Raw genomic sequence first — 20,173 nt, forward strand, 5'->3', positions numbered from 1 at the left:
TGAACTTAAAGGATCAGTCTCGCGCGACTGATTGGGTGATAAGGGCCACGCGGGGCGCACCATCTAACGGGAGGAGCGTTCTGTCTGCCCCGAGGCTATGGGGGGCGGGTCCCGTAGAGCGGCCCAGCACAAGGCTGGCCTCCATGAGGATGCTTTGATGTTGATCCAAGGGTTGGCCCGCATGGCGCGCGTCGATCTGGGCCAAAAGCATCGCCGCCGCCTTGCGCCCGCCTTCGCGCACGGAGGAGCGTGTCGCCGTGAAGACCGGTTCGGCCTCCCCGTTGCGCAGATATCCCAGCTCGTCGTCATGCGTCACAATCGAAATATCGCGACCGATCTTCAAGCCTGCCTCCTCAACCGCGCGACGCACCCCCATCGCGGAGAGCAGGGAAGACGTCACGAATGCGGTCGGCGGTTGCGTCAGGCCCAACATGAGCCGCGCATATTTCGCACCTTGCCCCTCGGTCATCTCGCCTTGGGTCATATACTGCGGATTGATCGCAAGATTGCGCGCAACATGCGCGTTCTCAAACCCCGCCCGCCGCCGCGCCGCGAAATCCATCGTCTCCAACCCGTTGATCAGCGCAATTCGTTCATGCCCCAAGTCCATCAGCAAACCGGTCGCCCGCTCGAAAGACCGAGCGTTGTTGACGTCGACCCAGTTATACCCCTGTTTGACCCCGCTGGAGCGCCCATGCACGACAAAGGGGAGGTCCAGCTCCGTCAAAAGCGCAATCCGAGGATCGGAGTGGCGCGGCCCGTGGACAATGATCCCGTCGACATTTCCCTTCGCATGCACCTCGCGGTAGGCGCGTTCCTCGTGATTGTCCGGCACGATCGACAAGATCATATCGTAGCCATGCGCCGAATACACCTCGCCCGCGCCCGCGATAAAATCTGCGAACACGGGGTTTACGATTTCGTGCTGGGTGGTGATCGGAATGACGTGACCAATCGCCATCGAGCGCCCCGTCGCCAAACGCTTTGCCTGCGCGTTCGGGCGGTAATTGTGCAACTGCGCCGCCGCTTGCACGCGCATACGTGTCGCCTCCGAGACCTCCGGATAGCCATTCAAGGCGCGGCTGACCGTTGTCGGTGACAACTTCAGCAAGGCGGATAGGTCTTTCAGGTTCATAGGCCTACTTTTCAAAAATAGCGCGCATCACAGCGCAATCACAGATGGATCGGCCGCCCTGACACAGCGCGTGCGCTCAAGGCGGATGGTGACGCTCAAAGCGCTTTGAATTTTAGGGATGTTACCGAAGGTGAAAAGCCTCTGTCAATTCGATATCGGAGGGCCGCGTGGCGCTTCTATCTACGAGCTATGGTTGGCCTTCTTGGCTAAGTTCCCGTTATTTGGCGGCAACTTTATGTTGCATTGATTGACAAGCCCGCAACCATAATGGACTGTCTGCCTATTCAAAGCGCTTTGACGCGAGTCGGATGCCCGCCATGTTCAACGCGGTTTCGGGCAAAACGAGATGCGAGCATCGCTTTCAATCGCAACGCGGGAGGCGTTGCCTTTAAGGGAGACTGGAATGGTGAAATCACTTTATCTGGGCGTCGCGACGCTCGCGCTTTTGGCCGGAGGGGCACAGGCGCAGGACCTGAAATTCGCGCCCGGTGAGGATGCGCGGTTTAATTGGGCGTCTTATGAGGCGCTCAAATCGATGGATCTCTCGGGGCAAAAACTGCGCGTCTTCGGGCCTTGGATTACCAATGATCAGGTTCTGATCGAGAGCGTGATCGCTTACTTTGAAGCCGCCACTGGCGCAGAGGTCGAGTACACCGGCTCCGATAGTTTCGAGCAGCAGGTGGTCATTGATGCGGAGGCCGGCTCTCCGCCTGACGTCGCGATTTTCCCGCAGCCCGGCCTCGCAGCCGATATGGCGCGCAAGGGTCATCTCCAGCCTTTGGCGGAGGGGACGAATGCTTGGTTGGTTGAAAATTACGCCGCTGGCGAAAGCTGGGCGGCCTTGGGTAGCTACGCCGGCGCTGATGGCGAGACGCGTCAATACGCCTTCCCCTTCAAGGCGGATGTGAAATCCTTGGTTTGGTATGTGCCGGAAAACTTCGAGGATGCGGGCTTGGAGGTTCCCCAAACGATGGAGGAGCTCAAAGCGCTCACCGACCAGATCGTCGCGGATGGCGAAACGCCATGGTGTATCGGTCTGGGATCGGGCGGCGCAACGGGCTGGCCCGCGACGGATTGGGTCGAGGATATGATGCTGCGCACCCAGACGCCGGAGGATTACGATGCTTGGGTGAAGAACGATCTGCGTTTTGATGACCCGAAAGTCGTTGAAGCGATTGAGGAATTTGGGTATTTCGCGCGCAATGACGCCTATGTGGCGGGCGGGTCGGGCGCGGTCGTGGCCACCGATTTCCGCGACAGCCCCAAGGGTTTGTTTAGCGCACCACCCCAATGTTACCTTCACCGACAGGCCTCGTTCATTCCGTCGTTCTTCCCTGAGGGAACAATTGTCGGACAAGATGCCGATTTCTTCTATTTCCCCGCCTATGAGGGCAAAGATCTTGGACAGCCCGTCTTGGGGGCCGGCACGATGTTCGCGAAAATGACAGATAACGCGGTGGCGGATGCGTTTATCAGCTTCCTTCAGGCGCCGATCGCCCATGAAGTCTGGATGGCTCAAACCGGCTTTGTGACGCCGCATAAAGGCGTCAATCCAGAGGTTTATGGCGATGAGACGGTTCGGAAAATGGGGGATATCTTGCTCAACGCGTCCACCTTCCGTTTTGACGGATCCGATTTGATGCCAGGTGCCATCGGCGCTGGCGCATTCTGGACGGGGATGGTCGATTTCGCAAATGGCAAGGATGCCACCGAAGTTGGCGCGGCGATCCAATCGACGTGGGACACGTTGAAGTAATCCATCCGCATCCATGCGGCACGGGGCCTCGTGTTTTAGCCCCGTGCCGCATGAGGCGTCGCACAAAGAGTTTGACGGGGATTTTATGGAACAGGTGAGCTTCGCGCTTGGCACCATCATTGCGGGCGTTTTCGGCTGCGTGACGTGGTTCTGGGGCGCAAACTGGGTATTGGATACGGCCTTTCCCGCGCGGGGTCCGCGTGCAGGCCGGAACATCGCCATCACGAATTCGGTGCGTCCATGGCTGTTTCTACTCCCCGCGATTTTGGCGTTGGGGATCTATCTCGTCTACCCGGTCTTCAAATCGCTCTGGCTGTCTGTCTATGACAGTGACGGGCGCGACTTCGTCGGGATGTCGAATTACCTCTGGCTTATCAACGATCCGAAATTCCACGAAAGCCTGCGCAACAATGCGATGTGGCTTTTGATCGTTCCCGCGCTCTCGACGTTGATTGGTCTTGTTGCGGCGCAAATCACAGATCGCATCCGGTGGGGCGCGATTGCAAAAGCCTTTATCTTCATGCCAATGGCGATCAGTTTTGTCGGGGCGGGCGTGATTTGGAAATTTGTCTATGATTACCGCGACGCGGCCCAAGATCAAATCGGCCTGCTCAACGCCCTTGTCGTAAGTTTGGGCGGCACGCCGCAGACCTGGCTGCAAATTCCGATGTGGAATTCGCTCTTGCTGATGGTTGTGCTGATCTGGATTCAAACGGGCTTTGCGATGGTGATCTTGTCGGCCGCGCTGCGCGGTATACCGGAGGAGACGATCGAGGCCGCAGTTCTTGACGGGGCGAGCCCTTGGCAGGTGTTTTTCAAAATCCAAGTTCCGCAGATTTGGGGCACCATCGCCGTCGTCTGGACGACAATCACGATCACCGTTCTCAAAGTTTTCGATATCGTTTTTGTCATGACCAATGGCGAGACGGGGACGCAAGTGCTCGCGAACCTCATGTATTCGTGGATGTTTAAGGGCACGCCCGATTATGGCCGCGGCTCGGCGGTGGCGATTGTCATTATGTTGCTGGTGACGCCGATTATGGTTTGGAACATCCGCAACGCGGGGAAGGAACATTCGGAATGACGGGGTATGCCGGTCAGAAATCGACACTGGTCTGGGTGGTCAATTTGGCCGCGGCGGTGCTTGTCGTGTTGTGGACGATCCCGACGCTGGGCCTGTTGGTGACGTCCTTCCGGACGGGCGACCAGATCGCGACATCGGGGTGGTGGAAGGCGCCGTTTGCCTCCGAGCAGACCGGTTTTGTACGCAGCGGAACCGCGGCGGATCAGGTCCCTGACGGCGACGGCTATGCCATCACCGGCAATGTCTTGACCGAGGGGCAGACCTTGCGCGCTTGGGGGACATCCTCACGCGCGCCCGATGCCTTTGCCGCGGGCGAGAGCACACAGATCGATGAGGGCGATTTGAGCGTGGCGCAGGATGGAACATACCGCCTGACCTCTGACACCGCGTTCGAGTTCACGCGCGGCGTGAGGCTTTTTGTGACCGCTCAAACCCAACCCGAATTCACGACGCAAAACTACGTCTCCGTCATCAAGGCGCAGGGCTTGGGGCAGGCGTTCCTCAACACAATGACGGTCACAATCCCCGCCACCGTTATCCCGATCCTGATCGCGGCATTCGCGGCCTACGCCTTGGCATGGATGGAGTTCCCGGGCCGCGCGCTCTTGATCGCGGCGGTCGTCGGCCTTTTGGTTGTGCCGCTGCAACTGGCTTTGATCCCGCTTCTCAAGCTGCATAATGATATCGGTTTGGGGAAGGGATATTTGGGGATATGGCTTGCGCATACGGGGTTCGGGCTGCCGCTGGCGATCTATCTCTTGCGCAATTATATGGTCGGCCTGCCGCGCGAGATTATCGAGAGTGCGCGCGTCGACGGCGCGTCCGATTTCGCGATTTTCCGCCGCATTATCTTGCCGCTGTCGTTCCCCGCGCTCGCGAGCTTCGCGATTTTCCAGTTTCTTTGGGTGTGGAACGACTTGCTCGTCGCGACGGTCTTCCTTGGCAACCGCAAATCAGAACTCGTGATGACGGGCGTTCTACGCGAGCTTTTGGGCTCGCGGGGCGGGAACTGGGAAATCCTTGCCGCCTCCGCGTTCATCTCGATTGCGGTGCCGCTCATCGTCTTTTTCGCAATGCAGAAATACCTCGTCCGCGGCTTGCTGGCGGGTTCCGTTAAGGGTGGATAACCACATGAATACGTTTGATAAGTCTCAGGATTGGTGGCGCGGCGCAGTGATCTATCAGATCTACCCGCGCAGCTATCAAGACAGCAATGGCGATGGGGTCGGGGATCTGAAGGGCATCCAACAGCGTTTGCCCCATATCGCCTCTCTTGGTGTCGACGCGATCTGGATTTCGCCGTTTTTCACCTCCCCGATGCAGGATTTCGGGTATGATGTTTCCGATTACTGCGACGTAGATCCGATGTTTGGCACGCTGTCGGATTTTGACGCGTTGATCGAGACCGCGCATCAGTTGAACTTGAAAGTCATGATTGATCTGGTGATGTCGCACACCTCGGCGCAGCATCCGTGGTTTATCGAGAGCCGTCAGAACCGCGAGAACCCGCGGGCAGATTGGTACGTGTGGTCTGACCCCAAGCCCGATGGGAACCCGCCCAATAACTGGCTGTCGATCTTTGGTGGCTCGGCATGGCATTGGGACTCGCGCCGCCAACAATACTACCTGCACAACTTCCTGACATCGCAGCCTGATTTGAACTTCCACAATGAGGAGGTGCAAAACGCGTTGCTGGATGTGACGCGTTTCTGGTTGGATCGCGGCGTGGATGGATTCCGCCTCGATACGATCAATTTCTATTTCCATGACAAGGCGTTGCGCGACAATCCTGCGCTTGCACCTGAAGAACGCAACGCAAAAACTGCGCCAGCGGTGAACCCCTATAACCACCAATTGCACATCTATGATAAGAACCAACCGGAAAACCTTGATTTCCTTCGGAAACTCCGCGCCGTGATGGAGCCCTACAATGCCGCCGCCGTGGGCGAGGTGGGGGATAGCCAGAAAGGGTTGGAGATTCTGGGCGAGTATACCTCGGGTGGCGACAAGATGCAGATGTCGTACGCGTTCGAATTTCTGTCAGGCGATGCGATGCCCGCGCAAGAGATTAAAGAGGTGTTCGACGAGGTTGACCGTGTGGCGAGCGAAGGTTGGGTCTGTTGGGCGTTTTCCAATCATGACGTCGTGCGCCATATCTCGCGTTGGTCGCTTTCTCCCGCTGCGGCAAAAGCTTACGCGACACTTCTGATGTGTCTGCGCGGTTCTGTGTGTATATATCAAGGCGAGGAGCTCGGCTTGCCGGAGGCGGAGATTGCGTTTGAAGAGCTGCAAGATCCCTACGGCATCGAATTCTGGCCGGAGTTTAAAGGCCGCGACGGATGCCGCACGCCGATGGTCTGGGAGGGCAATGCGTTGCACGGGGGCTTCTCGCCCGAGAAGCCTTGGCTTCCCGTCCCCGCGTCGCATGTAGCACTCGCTGCGGACATGCAAGAGCATGATCCGGCAGGGCTGATCCATCACTACCGGCGGGCGATCGCGTTGCGCCATGAGATCAAGGCCCTACGCGCGGGCCACCAGCGCGGCATGAAAGCGCATGACGATGTCTTGCAATTTGAACGCGTGCTGAACGATGAGCGCATCTTTATTGCGATCAATCTGAGCGACACGCCTGCGACGATCGACGCGCCATCTGGCGTGTGGCATCAAATTGGTGCGGAGGTCGGATCAATTGCGCGCGGGGCGGACGGGTTTATACATTTGGGCCCGTGGCAACCGGCGATCATGAGGGAGGGCGCATAAATGGCGGGTTTGAAGCTGACCAATGTCGCAAAATCCTACGGCAAGGTTTCCGTCCTGAAAGATATCAATCTTGATATCAAAACCGGCGAGTTGATTGTTTTCGTCGGGCCATCCGGATGCGGGAAATCGACGCTCTTGCGGATGATTGCAGGGCTGGAGCGTATCACCGGAGGCACGTTGGAAATTGACGGCGCGCGGGTGAATGACGTGCCGCCTGCGCAACGTGGCATCGCGATGGTTTTTCAAAGCTACGCGCTTTATCCGCATATGACGGTGCGCGACAATATGGCTTTCGCGTTGAAGATCGCCAAAATGCCGAAAGACGAGATCGACAAGGCCGTGACCAGAGCCGCCGATATCTTGCAGCTCACACCCTATCTTGATCGCCTCCCCAAGGCGCTCTCGGGCGGACAGCGCCAGCGCGTTGCCATTGGCCGTGCGATTGTGCGCGATCCGAAGGTGTTTTTGTTCGACGAGCCGCTCTCAAATCTGGATGCGGCGCTGCGTGTGGCGACCCGAATCGAGATCGCGCAATTGAAAGAGGCGATGCCGGATCGCACAATGATCTATGTGACGCATGATCAGGTGGAGGCCATGACCTTGGCGAGCCGGATCGTGGTTCTGGCGGATAAGGGCATCGCGCAAGTGGGCACGCCGCTGGAGCTTTATGAGCGCCCGGAGACGGAGTTCGTTGCGCAATTCATCGGCTCTCCCGCCATGAATCTGATTGCGGGCGAGGTGATCAAGACCGGCGAAACCACGACGCTGCGCGTGGCGGGCGGCGAGATTACCGCATCGGTGCCCACGCGCGCAGATGATTTGGGGCTCAAGGTCAACGTCGGCGTGCGGCCCGAGGACATGGTTCCGACCGAAGACGGGCAGGGCCTCTATTCTGGGGAGGTCGATATCGTTGAGGCCTTGGGCGAGGTCACTTTGCTCTATTTCCAAAAAGACGGGGCTGCGCAGGGCGTGATCGCCAAGTTACCGGGCATCCACACCGGATTGCGGCACCGGAAAATCACCCTGACAGCCGATCCCGATAAAATTCACATCTTCTCGCACGGACGTTCGCTTCTTTATCACTAATGTCGCAAACGCGCGGCAAATGACGTAATCCGCCCGCCCTCGCCGTGTTCAACGGGGTAAATCCATCTGAGGAACATCTTGGAGGTCGGGCGATGGATGACGTAGTGGAGCAAACGGCGGCGGCAGGTGGTCGGCGCGCACGGGGCGGCGGCGGTGCTGCACGCCGCGCGGAGCGCACGAGCGTGAAGCAGGAATTCAACCGCTTCATCACGCGTAATATCCCAAATCTCGAAGTCCTCGATGAGGAGGCTTTGCAGATCATCGAAGCCAATGCGGAGACCGTGTTGGAGGAAATCGGCGTCAATTTTGTCGATAATCCGGCGGCGTTGCAGCGCTGGCGCGATGTCGGCGCGGATGTTCAGGGCGAGCGCGTGCGCCTGCCCAAAGGGCTCGCGCGGCAGCTTTGCGCGACGGCGCCCGCCATGTTCACCCAGCACGCCCGCAACCCCGAGCGCAATGTCGAGATCGGCGGAAAAAACCTTGTTCTGGCACCGGTTTACGGCCCGCCCTTCGTGCGCGATGCCGATGGTGGCCGCCGTTATGCGACCATCGCGGATTTCCGCAATTTCGTGCGCCTTGGGCAGATGTCGAAATGGATCCACCATTCCGGCGGCACCGTGTGCGAGCCGACTGATGTCGCCGTGAACAAGCGTCACCTCGACATGTTGCACGCGCATATGACCCTCTCGGACAAGCCCTACATGGGTTCGGTGACGGAGCGGTCGCGCTGCGTGGATTCGGTCGAGATGTCGAAAATTCTGTTTGGCGACAAGTTCGTAGACGACAACACGGTGATGACCTCACTGGTCAATATCAACTCGCCGCTGACCTTTGATCCGATCATGATGGACGCGCTGGAGGTCTATGCCGCGGCCAATCAGGCCTGCATCGTCTCGCCGTTTATCGTGGGCGGTGCGATGGCGCCGGTGTCGGTGGCCGGCACGTTGACGCAAGTTTTGGCGGAAGTGCTGGTGGCCGTGGCCTATAGCCAAATGATCCGCCCCGGCGCGCCGGTGATTTTCGGCGCCTTTGTGACCTCGATTGATATGAATTCCGGCGCGCCGACCTTTGGCACGCCCGAGGCCTCGCTGATCACGTACGGCGCGGGGCAATTGGCACGGCGTTTGGGCCTTCCGTATCGTTCGGCAGGGGCTTTTTGTGGCTCCAAGTTGCCCGATGCGCAGGCGGCATACGAATCTGCAAACTCGCTCAATATGGGGCTGCTTTCGGGCGTGAACTTCATGCTCCATTCATGCGGGTGGTTGGAGGGGGGCCTCGTGTCCTCGTTCGAGAAATATGTGATGGATGCGGATCAGCTTGGCGTTTTGCACGGATTGGCGAAGGGCGTGGATATGTCCGAAAACGGTCAGGCCTTGGATGCGCTGCGCGAGGTCGGGCCTGGCGGGCATTTCTTGGGCTGTGCGCATACGCAAGCCAATTACCAATCCGCATTCTGGCGCACGCAACTGTTTGATTACAAACCCTTCGAGACATGGGACGAAGAAGGCGCGCGCGATACGGTCGCCTTGGCGAAAGTGCGCGTCGAAAAGATGCTTTCGGAATATCAGGCCCCGCCGATGGATCCCGCGATTTCGGAAGCATTGGCCGAATATGTCGCCAAGAAGAAGGCCTCCGAACCGGACGCGTTCATGTAATTTCCAAAGCCCGCCGATCCGGCGGGCTTTTTGCAACGCACCCGCGCCCGCAGAGCGGTCATCGCAAATTTCCCCCGTTTTTTCAGCTTGTTTCCCCGTTTTTTCCGAAAAAGCGGTTCCCTGTTGCGGCAGGGACAGCTATAGGGTGCACGGTTTCACTGCTTCTAGGAGAAGAACATGGCCAACGTTGTCGTCGTCGGTGCCCAATGGGGCGATGAAGGAAAAGGCAAGATCGTAGACTGGTTGTCCGAGCGTGCCGATATCATCGCTCGCTTCCAAGGGGGCCACAACGCGGGCCATACGTTGGTCATTGATGGCAAGGTCTACAAGCTCTCGCTGCTGCCTTCGGGAATTGTGCGCGGGGGGAAACTGTCCGTCATCGGGAACGGCGTCGTCCTGGATCCGTGGCACCTTGTCAAAGAAATCGAGCAATTGCGCGGTCAAGGCGTCACCATCACGCCAGAAACGCTGATGGTTGCGGAAAATACGCCGCTGATCCTGCCGCTCCACGGCGAACTGGATCGTGCGCGCGAAGGCCAGACGGATGTTGCCAAAATCGGCACGACCGGTCGCGGTATCGGGCCTGCGTATGAAGATAAAGTCGGTCGTCGGGCGATCCGTGTGGCGGATCTCGCCGATGCGGCGACGCTTGAGCTGCGCGTTGATCGGGCCTTGGTGCATCACAATGCGCTGCGCTCGGGCCTCGGCATGGAGCCTGTCGACCGCGACAAGCTGATTGCGGATCTCAAAGCCATCGCGCCGTCGGTTCTTGAATATGCTGCACCAGTTTGGAAAGTGCTGAATGAGCAGCGCAAAGCTGGCAAGCGTATCTTGTTTGAAGGGGCGCAAGGCGCGCTTCTGGATATCGATTTTGGCACCTATCCGTTTGTCACCTCCTCGAACGTGATCGCCGGCCAAGCCGCAACCGGCGTCGGGATCGGGCCGGGCTCGATTGATTTTGTGTTGGGCATCGTGAAGGCGTACACAACCCGCGTGGGCGAAGGCCCATTCCCTGCGGAGTTGCATGATGCTGACGGCCAGCGCTTGGGCGAGCGCGGTCATGAATTCGGGACGGTCACAGGGCGCAAGCGCCGCTGCGGCTGGTTCGATGCTGCCTTGGTTCGTCAGACCTGCGCAACCTCGGGCGTCAACGGCATCGCGCTGACCAAGCTGGATGTGCTCGACGGGTTCGAGACGCTCAAGATCTGCGTCGGCTACGAGCTTGACGGCCAGCGCCTCGATTACCTGCCAACAGCCGCCGATCAACAGGCGCGCTGCAAGCCGATCTTCGAGGAGATGGAAGGCTGGTCGGAATCGACCGAGGGTGCGCGCTCGTGGAATGATTTGCCGGCTGCGGCGATCAAATATGTGCGCCACATCGAAGAGTTGATTCAATGCCCCGTCGCCTTGCTCTCGACCTCGCCAGAGCGTGACGATACCATTCTTGTGACGGACCCGTTCGCGGATTGATCGAACCTCGCGCGCCACGTGAACATCGCGCGATAAGTGTCTGATAATAAAGAAGGCGCAGAGAGGTTTACCGATCTGCGCCAACTGTTTCAGGAGAACGAGATGCTGGCTTACAAAACCCGTCGCAGGCTTTCCATTTTGGCGCTGGTCGTTGGCCTGCCGCTTTACATCGTCGTTTCAGTGACGGTTGTGAACTGGATGGAGCAAGAATGGGGTCGGATGCCGATCTTGTTGGAGCTGCTTGTTTACGGCGGTCTTGGGGTGCTTTGGGCCTATCCGCTCAAACCCGTTTTCAAGGGTGTCGGCAAAGAAGATCCTGACGCGTAAGTGCGGCTCTCCAACTTTGTAGATCTTTAAAAATGACAAAAGGCGGCGTAGGTTACGCCGCCTTTTTGATGTTTTACCTTACGCGAGGGGTCATCCGACTGACCGACGCGCCTCATTGTAAAAGCGCGAGGTTTCGGTGATCGCGAATTGACCACGTTTCACCTTCTCGATTTTGCCCTCGCGCAGCAAAGCGCCGAACGAGCGAAGGCCAGCCTCACGGTCATAGCGCGATTTGCCCGTCAAAGCGGCGACCTTATTGATGATCTGTGGCCGCGAGAAATGCGGGCGCCCTTCAACCGCTTCCGAATAGGCGGCGGCGGCTTCCAGAAGATCGGCCAAGCCAGATGCGCCGAGTTTCTCCGCGAAGTCTGCGAAGGCGGACGGGGCATCGGTATGCGCATCGGCCTGCGCCTTGGGGGCGGCGCGGCCTGTCGCACCCGACTGATCATCGGTCTCGTCTTGCGCGGCTTCAACGCGGGCGGCCAGATCGGCGGATGAGATCCGGCGCGGACGCACGGGGGCAACGGTGCGGGCGGGGACATCATCCACGCGCTGTTCCGAGACCAAGACGAGCGGGGCAGGCTTGAGCGAAGCCGTATCGGGGCGGGGTGTCGCGAGGCTATTCGCTTCGGGGCGGCGCGGGCGCACCGCGCGCGTGAGGTCCGCGCGGTAAGCCTCGGTCGTGTCCACAGGCGCGTCGTCTTTTCCTTCGGCCGCGCGCAATTTACGATCCGCAACGGTGGCAGCGACGGCTGCTTTGAGATGCGCGATCGCGGAGAAGCGGCGACGGTTCTCCGGCCCCTCAATCTTCGTGTTCGCCTCTTGCATCAAGCGAGAAACATCCGCGTCATTTTCATCGATAACCAGACGCTTCGGCTCGAGAGGCGCTTCAACCCGTGGCGTATCGTCCATCTGTGCGATCGGCGCCCCATCAGGTTGCGGGATCACATCAGACGCTGCGGTCTCATCCTCGGCTTTGCCGTCCCAATCGGTCTCAAGTGCGGCGAGTTCGTCGCTGAGCTCTTGCTCATCATCTTGGGTCAATTCGACGGCTTCAGTGGGCGTCTCGAACGCCTCATCGGTTGTGAGGGCGAGGTCATCCTCAAGATCCGTGCCCATTTGGGCGCTGATCGACGCGAGCAAGACGTCTTCGTCCTGCTCTTGCGGGGCGGGCATCTCGATCGCGCCATCGGTGGCGGCCTCTACCACGGGGCGCGTAACTTGATGTGTGCCCGACGCATCGAGGACGGCCTTGATGCTGGCTTCGGTCGGATCGTTGTCGTCAATGGCGTCGCGGGAGAGGTTTGTCGTCTCCGCGCGGCGCACCTTGATCACGCGGGCGCGCAAGCGGGGCGCTGCGGGTGCAGGCATCTCGATCGCGGTATCTGTGGCCGCATCGGTTTCATTGCCCTCGGAAAGCTCGTCCGAGATTTTGGCCAAGATATCCTCGGCGGGGTCTTCGCCAATCGTGTCAGCCTGCGACTCTACTACCGGCTCAACCGGGGTCTGGGCCTCCTCGACACTCGCGTCGACGGCGCTCTCGGCCGTATCTTCTCCCATGTCTGGCGCGTCTTTGGCGGGCGCATCCATGGTCAGCTCTTCAGTCGGCTCTTCGACCGCTTCTGCAGCAGGATCTTGCTCAACCGCCTCCATGCTTTCGACAGAAGCCTCAGCCGCTTCGCGTGCCTTCGCTTGCGCCTCAAGCTCAGCCTCGGCTTGCGCAGCGGCTTTTGCACGTGCTGCGCGGCGGGCGGTGCGGCGGGCGATCCGCTCCTGCACGGCTTGCTCGGCGGCGCGCTCTGCTTCTGCCTCCGCTTCTGCGGCTGCCTCTACCTCTGCGGCTGCCTCTGCGGCTTCCTCTGCGGCGGCTTTCCCCGATGCAGCGCGCTCCGCTTCCTGCGCAGTTTCTTCAAGCAAAGCCGCTGCAGCCTCCGCATGCTCGTCGCTGCGGGTCGCGTCGGCTTGCTCATCCGCAATGGCATCGACCTGCGCCAGGTGAACCAAGGCGTCATCCTCGGCCAAATCCTGATCCTCGGCCAAATCCTGAACCTCGGGTATTGCGTCATCCTCAACGGGTTGCGGCGTCTGAACAGACTGTGTGATCTCGACCGCTGCCGCGTCTGACGGCTCCAGCGCCGGATCTTCATCCTCGCCAATCGGGCCCGACATATCGAGATCGAACCCGAAGTCGCTTTCCGCTGTCACAGCGTCCCCCTGAGAGGTGATCGTTGGTGCTGTTTCGGCATGCTGGTCTTCATCGAAATCAGCGGCTTCGCGCTCGCGGGCTGCCACGACGGCCGCGCGGATGCGTTGCAATTTGGCGGCGACGGTCTCGCTCACGTCGGGCAGGTCGCCTGCTGCGATACCTGCGGCGGCGGCTGGTGCCGCGATCAAGGGCTCATCGGCGCTCGGGTCTGCGGGCATAGGCGCGGTGCTGCGGGCTGTGGGCACGGAACGGGCTGGGATCCCGCGTGCGCTGAGCTCCTCGTCGGTGGCGCCGCTCACGGTAATGTCGCGCGCATCCGGTTTTGTCTGATCCATCAATCCGGCATCGATGAGCGCTCCGGTGAGCGTATCTTGCGCTCCTTCGGGCCGCAGCACGACGCCGTTGCCATTCGCGTTGATCTTCGCCTCAACACGGCGATGAATTTCGCGTTCCGCAATGCGGTGCAGCATTTCGGCGTCCGGGGTCGGGGGCTCGGCACCAAAATACCGATCATCCGCCGCCAGATCGCGGAAATACTCCGCAATGGCCTTCATCGTCGAGAACGGCTCGTCGAACCCTTCCAACGTGCAGGAAAATGTCCCGTAAGACACGGTGAGAATATTACTTCCACCAACCATGGAACGCTCTCTTTCTGTTAAACCCAGTGTCGCTACATTCGTCCTTAACTGGTGCTTTAGCGTGAACGAATTGCGGCGATACCGAGGCAATTTCAGGTATTTCACTGTGGTCAGTTGCCGCAATCAAAGGTAATTCTGCTGATATGGAAACGATTGTCCAATCAAACTATGGCGTGATTTTATTGGGGGGTGGGGCTGTTGACGGGTCCGATCTCGCGCTCGCGCAGCGGTATGCGCAGGATTTGATCTGTGCGGACGGGGGCGCGGATCACGCTTTGGCCTTTGGATACACGCCAAAGGTGATTCTGGGAGATATGGATTCCTGTAGCGATGCCGTCCGCGCGATTTGGGGCGAGCGCATTCATGTCATCGCCGAACAGGACACCACTGATTTCGAGAAATGCCTGATCCATATCGATGCCCCGTTTTATCTTGCGGTGGGTTTCACCGGCAGGCGGCTTGATCATACCTTGGCGGCGATGAATGCGGTGGTGTCGCACGCGCATCGGCGCGTTGTTATCGTGGCGGAGGAGGATGTGATTTTCCGAGCGCCCGCGCGGTGCAATCTGGATGTGCCTTCGGGCGCGCGGGTCTCGTTGTTTCCGATGGGGCCGTGTGTTGGGCGATCATCTGGCCTGACATGGCCGATCGACGGGTTACAAATGGCGCCCGCCGCGCGGATCGGCACCTCAAACGCCGCGACTGGCCCTGTGACGCTCGATGTTGAGGGGGAGATGCTGGTGATGCTTGATAAGCAATATCTGTTCGAGGCGCTTAAAGCGCTCGCGGATTAGGGGCGCGCTCCCGAGGTGCGATGCGCCTCGAGAACCTTGATTTACACGCCGTCAGGAGGGCGTTGTTCGCCGCATCAAAAGCAATGCTATGACCGAGCATCCGAGGACGCCACAGGCGACAGGGATCGATGTCCCGTTGAACATCAAGCCGACAGGGGCTGCGATCATCACCGCGCCGACCGTCGAGAGGCCCGCGATAATCGATGCCGCCATCCCTGCGACATGGCCCATATATTGCATCGCCAGAGCGTTCAAATTGCCAAATGTGATTCCCGCCATGAAGAACACCGAGACCGACCAAATGAAAAAGGCGGGGAATTTGAGGGCCTCGGGCAGCAGGTCCCCGAGCATAAGTACGAGATAGAGCGTCACGATCGCGATTTGCCCGGTATAGGCCCATGTCACCAAACGCCGCATTCCGAAGCGCAAAACCGTCATCGAGTTAATCACGGTGGCCGTCGCCGCGAGCAAAGCCATCAGCGCGAACCACACTGGGAAGCTATCGGCCATACCGAAGACCTCGCCGTATATTTGCTGCGATGAGGAGAGAAGGGCGAACATCTGCCCGAACCCGAGTGTCATCACCAAGGTAAACAGCCGCACATCCCCATTGCGCGCGACCTCCCGCGCCGCCGCAAGAAGGGGCGCGAACTCGAGCTTGCGACGGTTCTCGGGCGCAAGCGTTTCGGGCTGTCTCACCCCTAGCCATGTCATCGTGACCAAAGCGATCAGCACAAAGAACCAAAACACACCCTGCCATCCGGCAAAGCTCGCGATCAGCTTGCCAATTGAAGGGGCCACAGCGGGGGCAAGCATGAAAACCATCATGATGAAGGACGTCACCCGTGCCATCTCACGGCCGGAGAACCGGTCGCGCACCAAGGCCACCGATACCACCCGCGGGCCCGCCACGCCCAAGCCCTGCACGAAGCGCGCGAGCAAGAGGGCTTCGAGGCTGTGGGCGTAAACCGCCCAAATCGACCCAATGCAATAGAGACCCAATGTCCACGCAAGCGTCGCCTTTCGGCCAATCGCATCGGAAATCGGCCCGACAAACAGAACGCCCGCGCCCATGCCAAGGACGAAGATCGTCAGGACGAGCTGAACGCGGTTGACATCATTGGGGGAAAACTCGGCCGCGATATCGGGCAAAGACGGAAGCATCGCATCGATAGACAAGGCCGCCGTCGCGGAAATCAACGCCATCAATGCCGTGAATTCGGCCAGCCCGAGCGGCTTTCGCGGGCTTGGGAGCAAAGAGAAAAAGGATCGCATCAGGTCGCTTTCATTCATAAGCCGGCGCGTGCGCGGGCAGGTCGGCGCATGATAAAACAGCGCCGAGATATGTGAGGACAAAGCCTCAAAAGGATGTCTGGCTTGCGCGTGTAACTATCGGATGACGCGTAGCTAAGGTTTCAAATGTTAAGTCGGGCGAGGGTGCTGCGGCGCGATATCCCGCCGCCCTGCCTTAGGCGTTCGGGGGCTCGCGATCTTCCGCGTCACCTTCTTCGAAAGTCAAACCAGCTAAATCGTCAAGTACCTGCCGCCAAAGGGTTACCGGCTGCGCTCCGGAAATAGCATGGGCGTTATCAAGAATGAAAGTCGGAACGGCCGAAATTCCGCGCTCTCGCGCATGGCTTTCGCGCGCGCGCATCGCATCACAGTCGGCATCCCCCGCGAGAAGACGCTCGGCGAGTTTGGGATCGCCGCCTGCGCGCTCAAAGAGCTCGATCAACGTTGCCGTGTCACCGATATCGCGCCCTTCGGCCCAATATGCGGCGAGCAACACCTCCATCATCGGCGTCGCCCGATCATCAAGCCCGGCCCAATAAACAAGGCGATGCGCATCCATCGTATTGGGCGTGCGCTTTACCGCCCCCAGATCCAGCGGCAGATCGATCTCTGCGGCCATTTTCAAAACGGGGACATGTGCCTCGACGGCTTTTGCTTTCGATCCATATTGCCCCTCGACATAGGCGCGCCGGTCGATCCCGCCTTTGGCAATTTGCGGGTTGAGCTGGAACGGGTGCCAGTGGATCTCGAACGGGCTTACCGGCACGGATTTAAGTGCATGACGCAAATTTCCATACCCGAGATAGCAAAACGGGCACACCGGATCAGCAAAAATATCGAGGGAAATCATGGTGTTCCTTTCATGCCTGCAAGGGTTCGCAGCGGCTCGTTTCGTCTTCGGGGGCGCGTATTGGCCCGGCCTTCGTTGCGGGGTTTACCCGCTTGCGTCGGGATTTTCAAAGCTGGACTTTGGCGCGGCGCGGGCGTCAGGATCGGGACTCTCAGTGGGAGCCCGCAAAAGCTGGGCAAGTTTCGCCGCAAGGCGGGCGCGGTTCAGCTTGCCGTTCGCGTTACTGGGAAGACCGTCGAGGCGCAGATAGGCGCGGGGCTGTTTATACCGCGCGAGATCGCGCGCTGCTCGGGCCTCAAACGCCTCACGCGGGGCGTCACCCGTATAACCGAGCGCGATGATGCTGACGTCCTCATTCAGTCGCAGCTCTGCCGCGGCAAAGTCTCCCGCCTGCGCGAGCGTCTCAAAGGCCCTTTCGACCTCTAAAGGAGAGACCCGAAACCCGCCCGCATTCATCAAATCTGATTGGCGACCGAGCACTTGCGCAGCGCCCGTCTGCGCGCAGATGCGTACGGTATCACCGGTTCGAAACCAATCGCCCTGTCGCCGCGCCGCGGTCTCGTCGGCGGCATTATGATAGCCGAGGAACAGGCCTTGATCGCTTTCATGGACAAGCAATTCGCCACATAAGTCACGCGCCCCAGTTACGTCACACGCCGCACTAACATCCGAGGAGAGTTCGGAAATTTCGCCATCCTCAAGCAAGACAGCAATTCTGCGCCCCCTTTGTGGCCAGCCTGTCATGCCGGTTGGCGCGGGGCGCGTGGGCGCGGCCGAGAGGAAAGTGGAGCATTCCGACAGTCCCAAAGCCTCATAGACCGGCGTCGTGGTCGCGGTTTCCCACGCGGATTTCAACCCCGCCGACATCGTTTCACCTGCCGAGAGCCCGTGGCGCAATTTCGGCGCGCTGATCTTCGTGTGATGCTTCAGGATTTGCCCGTAAACCCCTGGTGCAGCAGCAAAGATCGTCGCATCAAAGCGTTTGAGCAAAAGCGGAATCGTGCGCGTCTCGACACCTGATTGCGGGATCAACGCGGTTGCGCCGACGCTCCATGGATCAAGCAGACCAGTGCCCAGCGTATAGGTCCAGTTGAAGGCGCCTGCATGTAACACACGGTCGCTTTCGCGCAGGTCGTACCAATCGCGGTGCATCATCTGGCGCGCCCACACCGCACGATGGGCGTGCATCACGGCGCGGGGCTGGCCGGAGGTTCCGGAGGTGTAGACCATATAGGCAAGCCGCTCTGGCGATCCCAAGTCATAAGGCGCAGGCGGTAAATCGGCAAAGCTCCGCAGATCTTGCGCGCTCAGAAGGTGGATGCCATCGGGCGCGGCGATCCCATCCTCCGCAATCACCAGATCAGGCGCCAGCGATGCCGCCATTCGCGTGATTTCCGCATGGGTCAGCTCGGCGGAGGTCGGAACGGGGACGAAGCCCGCCGCAATTGCCCCAAGGAACGCAACCGGAAATTCCGGCCCGTTGCCCAGCCGTAGCAAGATCTTCGCGCCTTGCGGCAATCCCAACGCCAACAAACCGGTTGCCGTGCCGCGCACGGTCGATTGAAGTTTCGCATAAGACCAACGTTCCGCCCCCGTCGGCCGGAGAATTTGCAGCGCAGTTTTATCCGCCAGACGATCCGCATGGGCGAGCACATAGGCCGCCAGATTGAACGGTTCGGGGCAGGGCGCGGGATGAGAGGCGAGGTGGACAGTTTGCATTGCCCCTGCTACCCCTGCACGGATACGCAATCAAGCCTCTTGCGCGCGCGAGAGGCTGTGCGCCCTTGCAGAGTTAGCTTGCCAGATGACCGACAGCCAACAGCCAAAAATCTTACGGATCGAACGTGAGTCTATGCCCGAGCACCGACCTGAGCCGCTTGATCTGGCGTCGCGGGTCCGCGATCTGCGTAAGGCCCGCGGATGGACACTGGAACAGGCCGCAAAGCAGGCGGGGCTTGCGCGATCGACGCTCTCGAAAATCGAGAATGGCCAGATGTCTCCGACGTTTGACGCGTTGAAGAAACTCGCGGAGGGCTTGGCGATTTCGGTGCCGCAGCTGTTTACGCCGCCGTCGAGCGGTCAGATTACAGGGCGAATGGCGGTCACCAAATCGGGCGAAGGGGCCGCGCAAATCACAACAACCTACGAGCATGAATTGCTCGCCGGCCCGCTGACCCGCAAGAAAATGTTGCCCTACCGCGCACGCATTCGCGCGCGATCGTTCGAGGAGTTCGGCGGTTGGGTGCGCCATGACGGGGAAGAGTTTCTATACGTGTTGACCGGCACGATCCGTCTTTTCACGGAATATTATGCACCGGTTGACCTGAAACGCGGTGACAGCGCCTATTACGATGCGAGCCAAGGGCACAATGTCATTTCGACCTCGCAAGAGGATGCGACCGTGCTTTGGGTGACATCGCTCGACTGAGCGACAGGGCGGCAGCGATCCTAGCTCTGCAAAACCGGGGCAAAGCGAACCGGGTGCCTAGCGAAACGGGGGCGTAGCAAAACGGGGGCACAATGGCCCCCGCTCGACTTATTTGCTATCGTCACCAAAGGCTGCGTCGTCGTCATACTCATCGCCGTCCTCTGAGACGTATTTCTTGGACAACTTGATCGAGTGATTGTCGTGGCGCGGGTCCATGACCACGTCGGAGGGCAGCTCACCCATCAGCCATTCCCGAATATCATCACGCGCTTCGGCAGGCTCTTGATCGGAGATTTTGGCTATATACGCGATAAACTGGCGCTGATCGCCGTCGATATCTTCCAACTCGCTCTCGTCCGCCTCGGGCCACCGCTCCGCGATGGCTTCAAAAAATGCTGGCCAGTTTTCTTCAACATGGTGCCATTTCATCTGAAGTCTCCTCGTTTCACAAAAACGCCGCTCTCACGGCCCAGCACGCGCCCCGCGCGGCTTCATCACAAAAGTCGTATGCCTGCGCCCCGTTCCAAACGGACGTGTAGGGACGCTCGCGCGAAGCTGGTATCAATCCGGGCCCGCGCCTGCGGCCTGTAAAGTGGGATCAGAACCAGCCTTGAACCGTCCGCGCGCTTCCCGTGACATCCTCGCCAACGCCCGCAACCGTGTTGCAGCCCGCCAAGGCAAGCGCCAGTAG

At 59.6% G+C, this 20,173-nt stretch carries 16 protein-coding genes; 10 read left to right on the forward strand and 6 right to left on the reverse strand.

Annotation, left to right across the window (positions count from 1 at the left end):
• Positions 1 to 13: 13 nt before the first annotated feature.
• The gene (locus tag SJY32_RS06270; protein WP_376872957.1) at positions 14 to 1,135 is read right to left on the reverse strand and encodes a LacI family DNA-binding transcriptional regulator; all 1,122 of its coding nucleotides are present in this window, start codon (positions 1,133 to 1,135) and stop codon (positions 14 to 16) included.
• A gap of 403 nt (positions 1,136 to 1,538) precedes the next feature.
• Between SJY32_RS06270 and SJY32_RS06275 the strand changes: the two genes are divergently transcribed.
• From SJY32_RS06275 to SJY32_RS06310, 8 genes are all read left to right on the forward strand, one after another.
• Complete coding sequence (locus tag SJY32_RS06275) at positions 1,539 to 2,891, forward strand: ABC transporter substrate-binding protein (protein WP_376872959.1); 1,353 nt, start codon at positions 1,539 to 1,541, stop codon at positions 2,889 to 2,891.
• Positions 2,892 to 2,976: 85 nt separating this feature from the next.
• Positions 2,977 to 3,975 carry a carbohydrate ABC transporter permease gene (locus SJY32_RS06280; protein WP_376872961.1) on the forward strand — a complete coding sequence of 333 codons (999 nt, stop codon included), beginning with the start codon at positions 2,977 to 2,979 and terminating at the stop codon, positions 3,973 to 3,975.
• Positions 3,972 to 5,102: a carbohydrate ABC transporter permease gene (locus SJY32_RS06285; RefSeq protein WP_376872964.1), complete on the forward strand. Its 1,131-nt coding sequence runs from the start codon at positions 3,972 to 3,974 to the stop codon at positions 5,100 to 5,102. The genes SJY32_RS06280 and SJY32_RS06285 overlap by 4 nt, the downstream gene beginning before the upstream one ends.
• A gap of 4 nt (positions 5,103 to 5,106) precedes the next feature.
• Positions 5,107 to 6,735, forward strand: coding sequence for an alpha-amylase family glycosyl hydrolase (locus SJY32_RS06290; RefSeq protein ID WP_376872966.1), 1,629 nt, complete (start codon positions 5,107 to 5,109; stop codon positions 6,733 to 6,735).
• Positions 6,736 to 7,821 (forward strand): ABC transporter ATP-binding protein, encoded by a 1,086-nt coding sequence (locus tag SJY32_RS06295; RefSeq protein WP_376872969.1) that lies wholly within the window; start codon positions 6,736 to 6,738, stop codon positions 7,819 to 7,821.
• A gap of 92 nt (positions 7,822 to 7,913) precedes the next feature.
• Positions 7,914 to 9,476 (forward strand): trimethylamine methyltransferase family protein, encoded by a 1,563-nt coding sequence (locus SJY32_RS06300; protein ID WP_376872971.1) that lies wholly within the window; start codon positions 7,914 to 7,916, stop codon positions 9,474 to 9,476.
• A gap of 177 nt (positions 9,477 to 9,653) precedes the next feature.
• Positions 9,654 to 10,946: an adenylosuccinate synthase gene (locus tag SJY32_RS06305; RefSeq protein ID WP_376872974.1), complete on the forward strand. Its 1,293-nt coding sequence runs from the start codon at positions 9,654 to 9,656 to the stop codon at positions 10,944 to 10,946.
• A 102-nt stretch (positions 10,947 to 11,048) separates the two neighbouring features.
• Complete coding sequence (locus SJY32_RS06310) at positions 11,049 to 11,273, forward strand: DUF2842 domain-containing protein (RefSeq protein ID WP_376872977.1); 225 nt, start codon at positions 11,049 to 11,051, stop codon at positions 11,271 to 11,273.
• Between the two features lie 90 nt (positions 11,274 to 11,363).
• Here the strand turns inward: SJY32_RS06310 and SJY32_RS06315 are convergent, their stop codons facing one another.
• Positions 11,364 to 14,117: a hypothetical protein gene (locus SJY32_RS06315; RefSeq protein ID WP_376872980.1), complete on the reverse strand. Its 2,754-nt coding sequence runs from the start codon at positions 14,115 to 14,117 to the stop codon at positions 11,364 to 11,366.
• Positions 14,118 to 14,260: 143 nt separating this feature from the next.
• On the opposite strand from SJY32_RS06315, the gene SJY32_RS06320 reads away from it, so the two are divergent.
• Positions 14,261 to 14,911: a thiamine diphosphokinase gene (locus SJY32_RS06320; RefSeq protein ID WP_376872983.1), complete on the forward strand. Its 651-nt coding sequence runs from the start codon at positions 14,261 to 14,263 to the stop codon at positions 14,909 to 14,911.
• Positions 14,912 to 14,962: 51 nt separating this feature from the next.
• Here SJY32_RS06320 and SJY32_RS06325 read toward each other — a convergent pair whose 3' ends face one another.
• The 3 genes from SJY32_RS06325 to SJY32_RS06335 form a co-directional block, all read right to left on the reverse strand.
• Positions 14,963 to 16,186, reverse strand: coding sequence for a multidrug effflux MFS transporter (locus SJY32_RS06325; RefSeq protein ID WP_376872985.1), 1,224 nt, complete (start codon positions 16,184 to 16,186; stop codon positions 14,963 to 14,965).
• Between the two features lie 193 nt (positions 16,187 to 16,379).
• Positions 16,380 to 17,054, reverse strand: a complete 675-nt coding sequence (locus SJY32_RS06330; protein ID WP_376872987.1) for a DsbA family oxidoreductase — start codon at positions 17,052 to 17,054, stop codon at positions 16,380 to 16,382.
• Between the two features lie 84 nt (positions 17,055 to 17,138).
• Positions 17,139 to 18,773, reverse strand: coding sequence for a class I adenylate-forming enzyme family protein (locus tag SJY32_RS06335; RefSeq protein ID WP_376872989.1), 1,635 nt, complete (start codon positions 18,771 to 18,773; stop codon positions 17,139 to 17,141).
• A gap of 85 nt (positions 18,774 to 18,858) precedes the next feature.
• Here SJY32_RS06335 and SJY32_RS06340 point away from each other — a divergent pair, with 85 nt between their 5' ends.
• Entirely contained in the window at positions 18,859 to 19,482 is a 624-nt protein-coding gene (locus tag SJY32_RS06340) for a helix-turn-helix domain-containing protein (RefSeq protein WP_376872992.1), read from the forward strand.
• A 108-nt stretch (positions 19,483 to 19,590) separates the two neighbouring features.
• Here SJY32_RS06340 and SJY32_RS06345 read toward each other — a convergent pair whose 3' ends face one another.
• Positions 19,591 to 19,911, reverse strand: coding sequence for a hypothetical protein (locus tag SJY32_RS06345; RefSeq protein WP_376872995.1), 321 nt, complete (start codon positions 19,909 to 19,911; stop codon positions 19,591 to 19,593).
• Positions 19,912 to 20,173: the final 262 nt, after the last annotated feature.

It is taken from the genome of Albirhodobacter sp. R86504 (assembly GCF_042466415.1).
Lineage (GTDB): Bacteria > Pseudomonadota > Alphaproteobacteria > Rhodobacterales > Rhodobacteraceae > Albirhodobacter.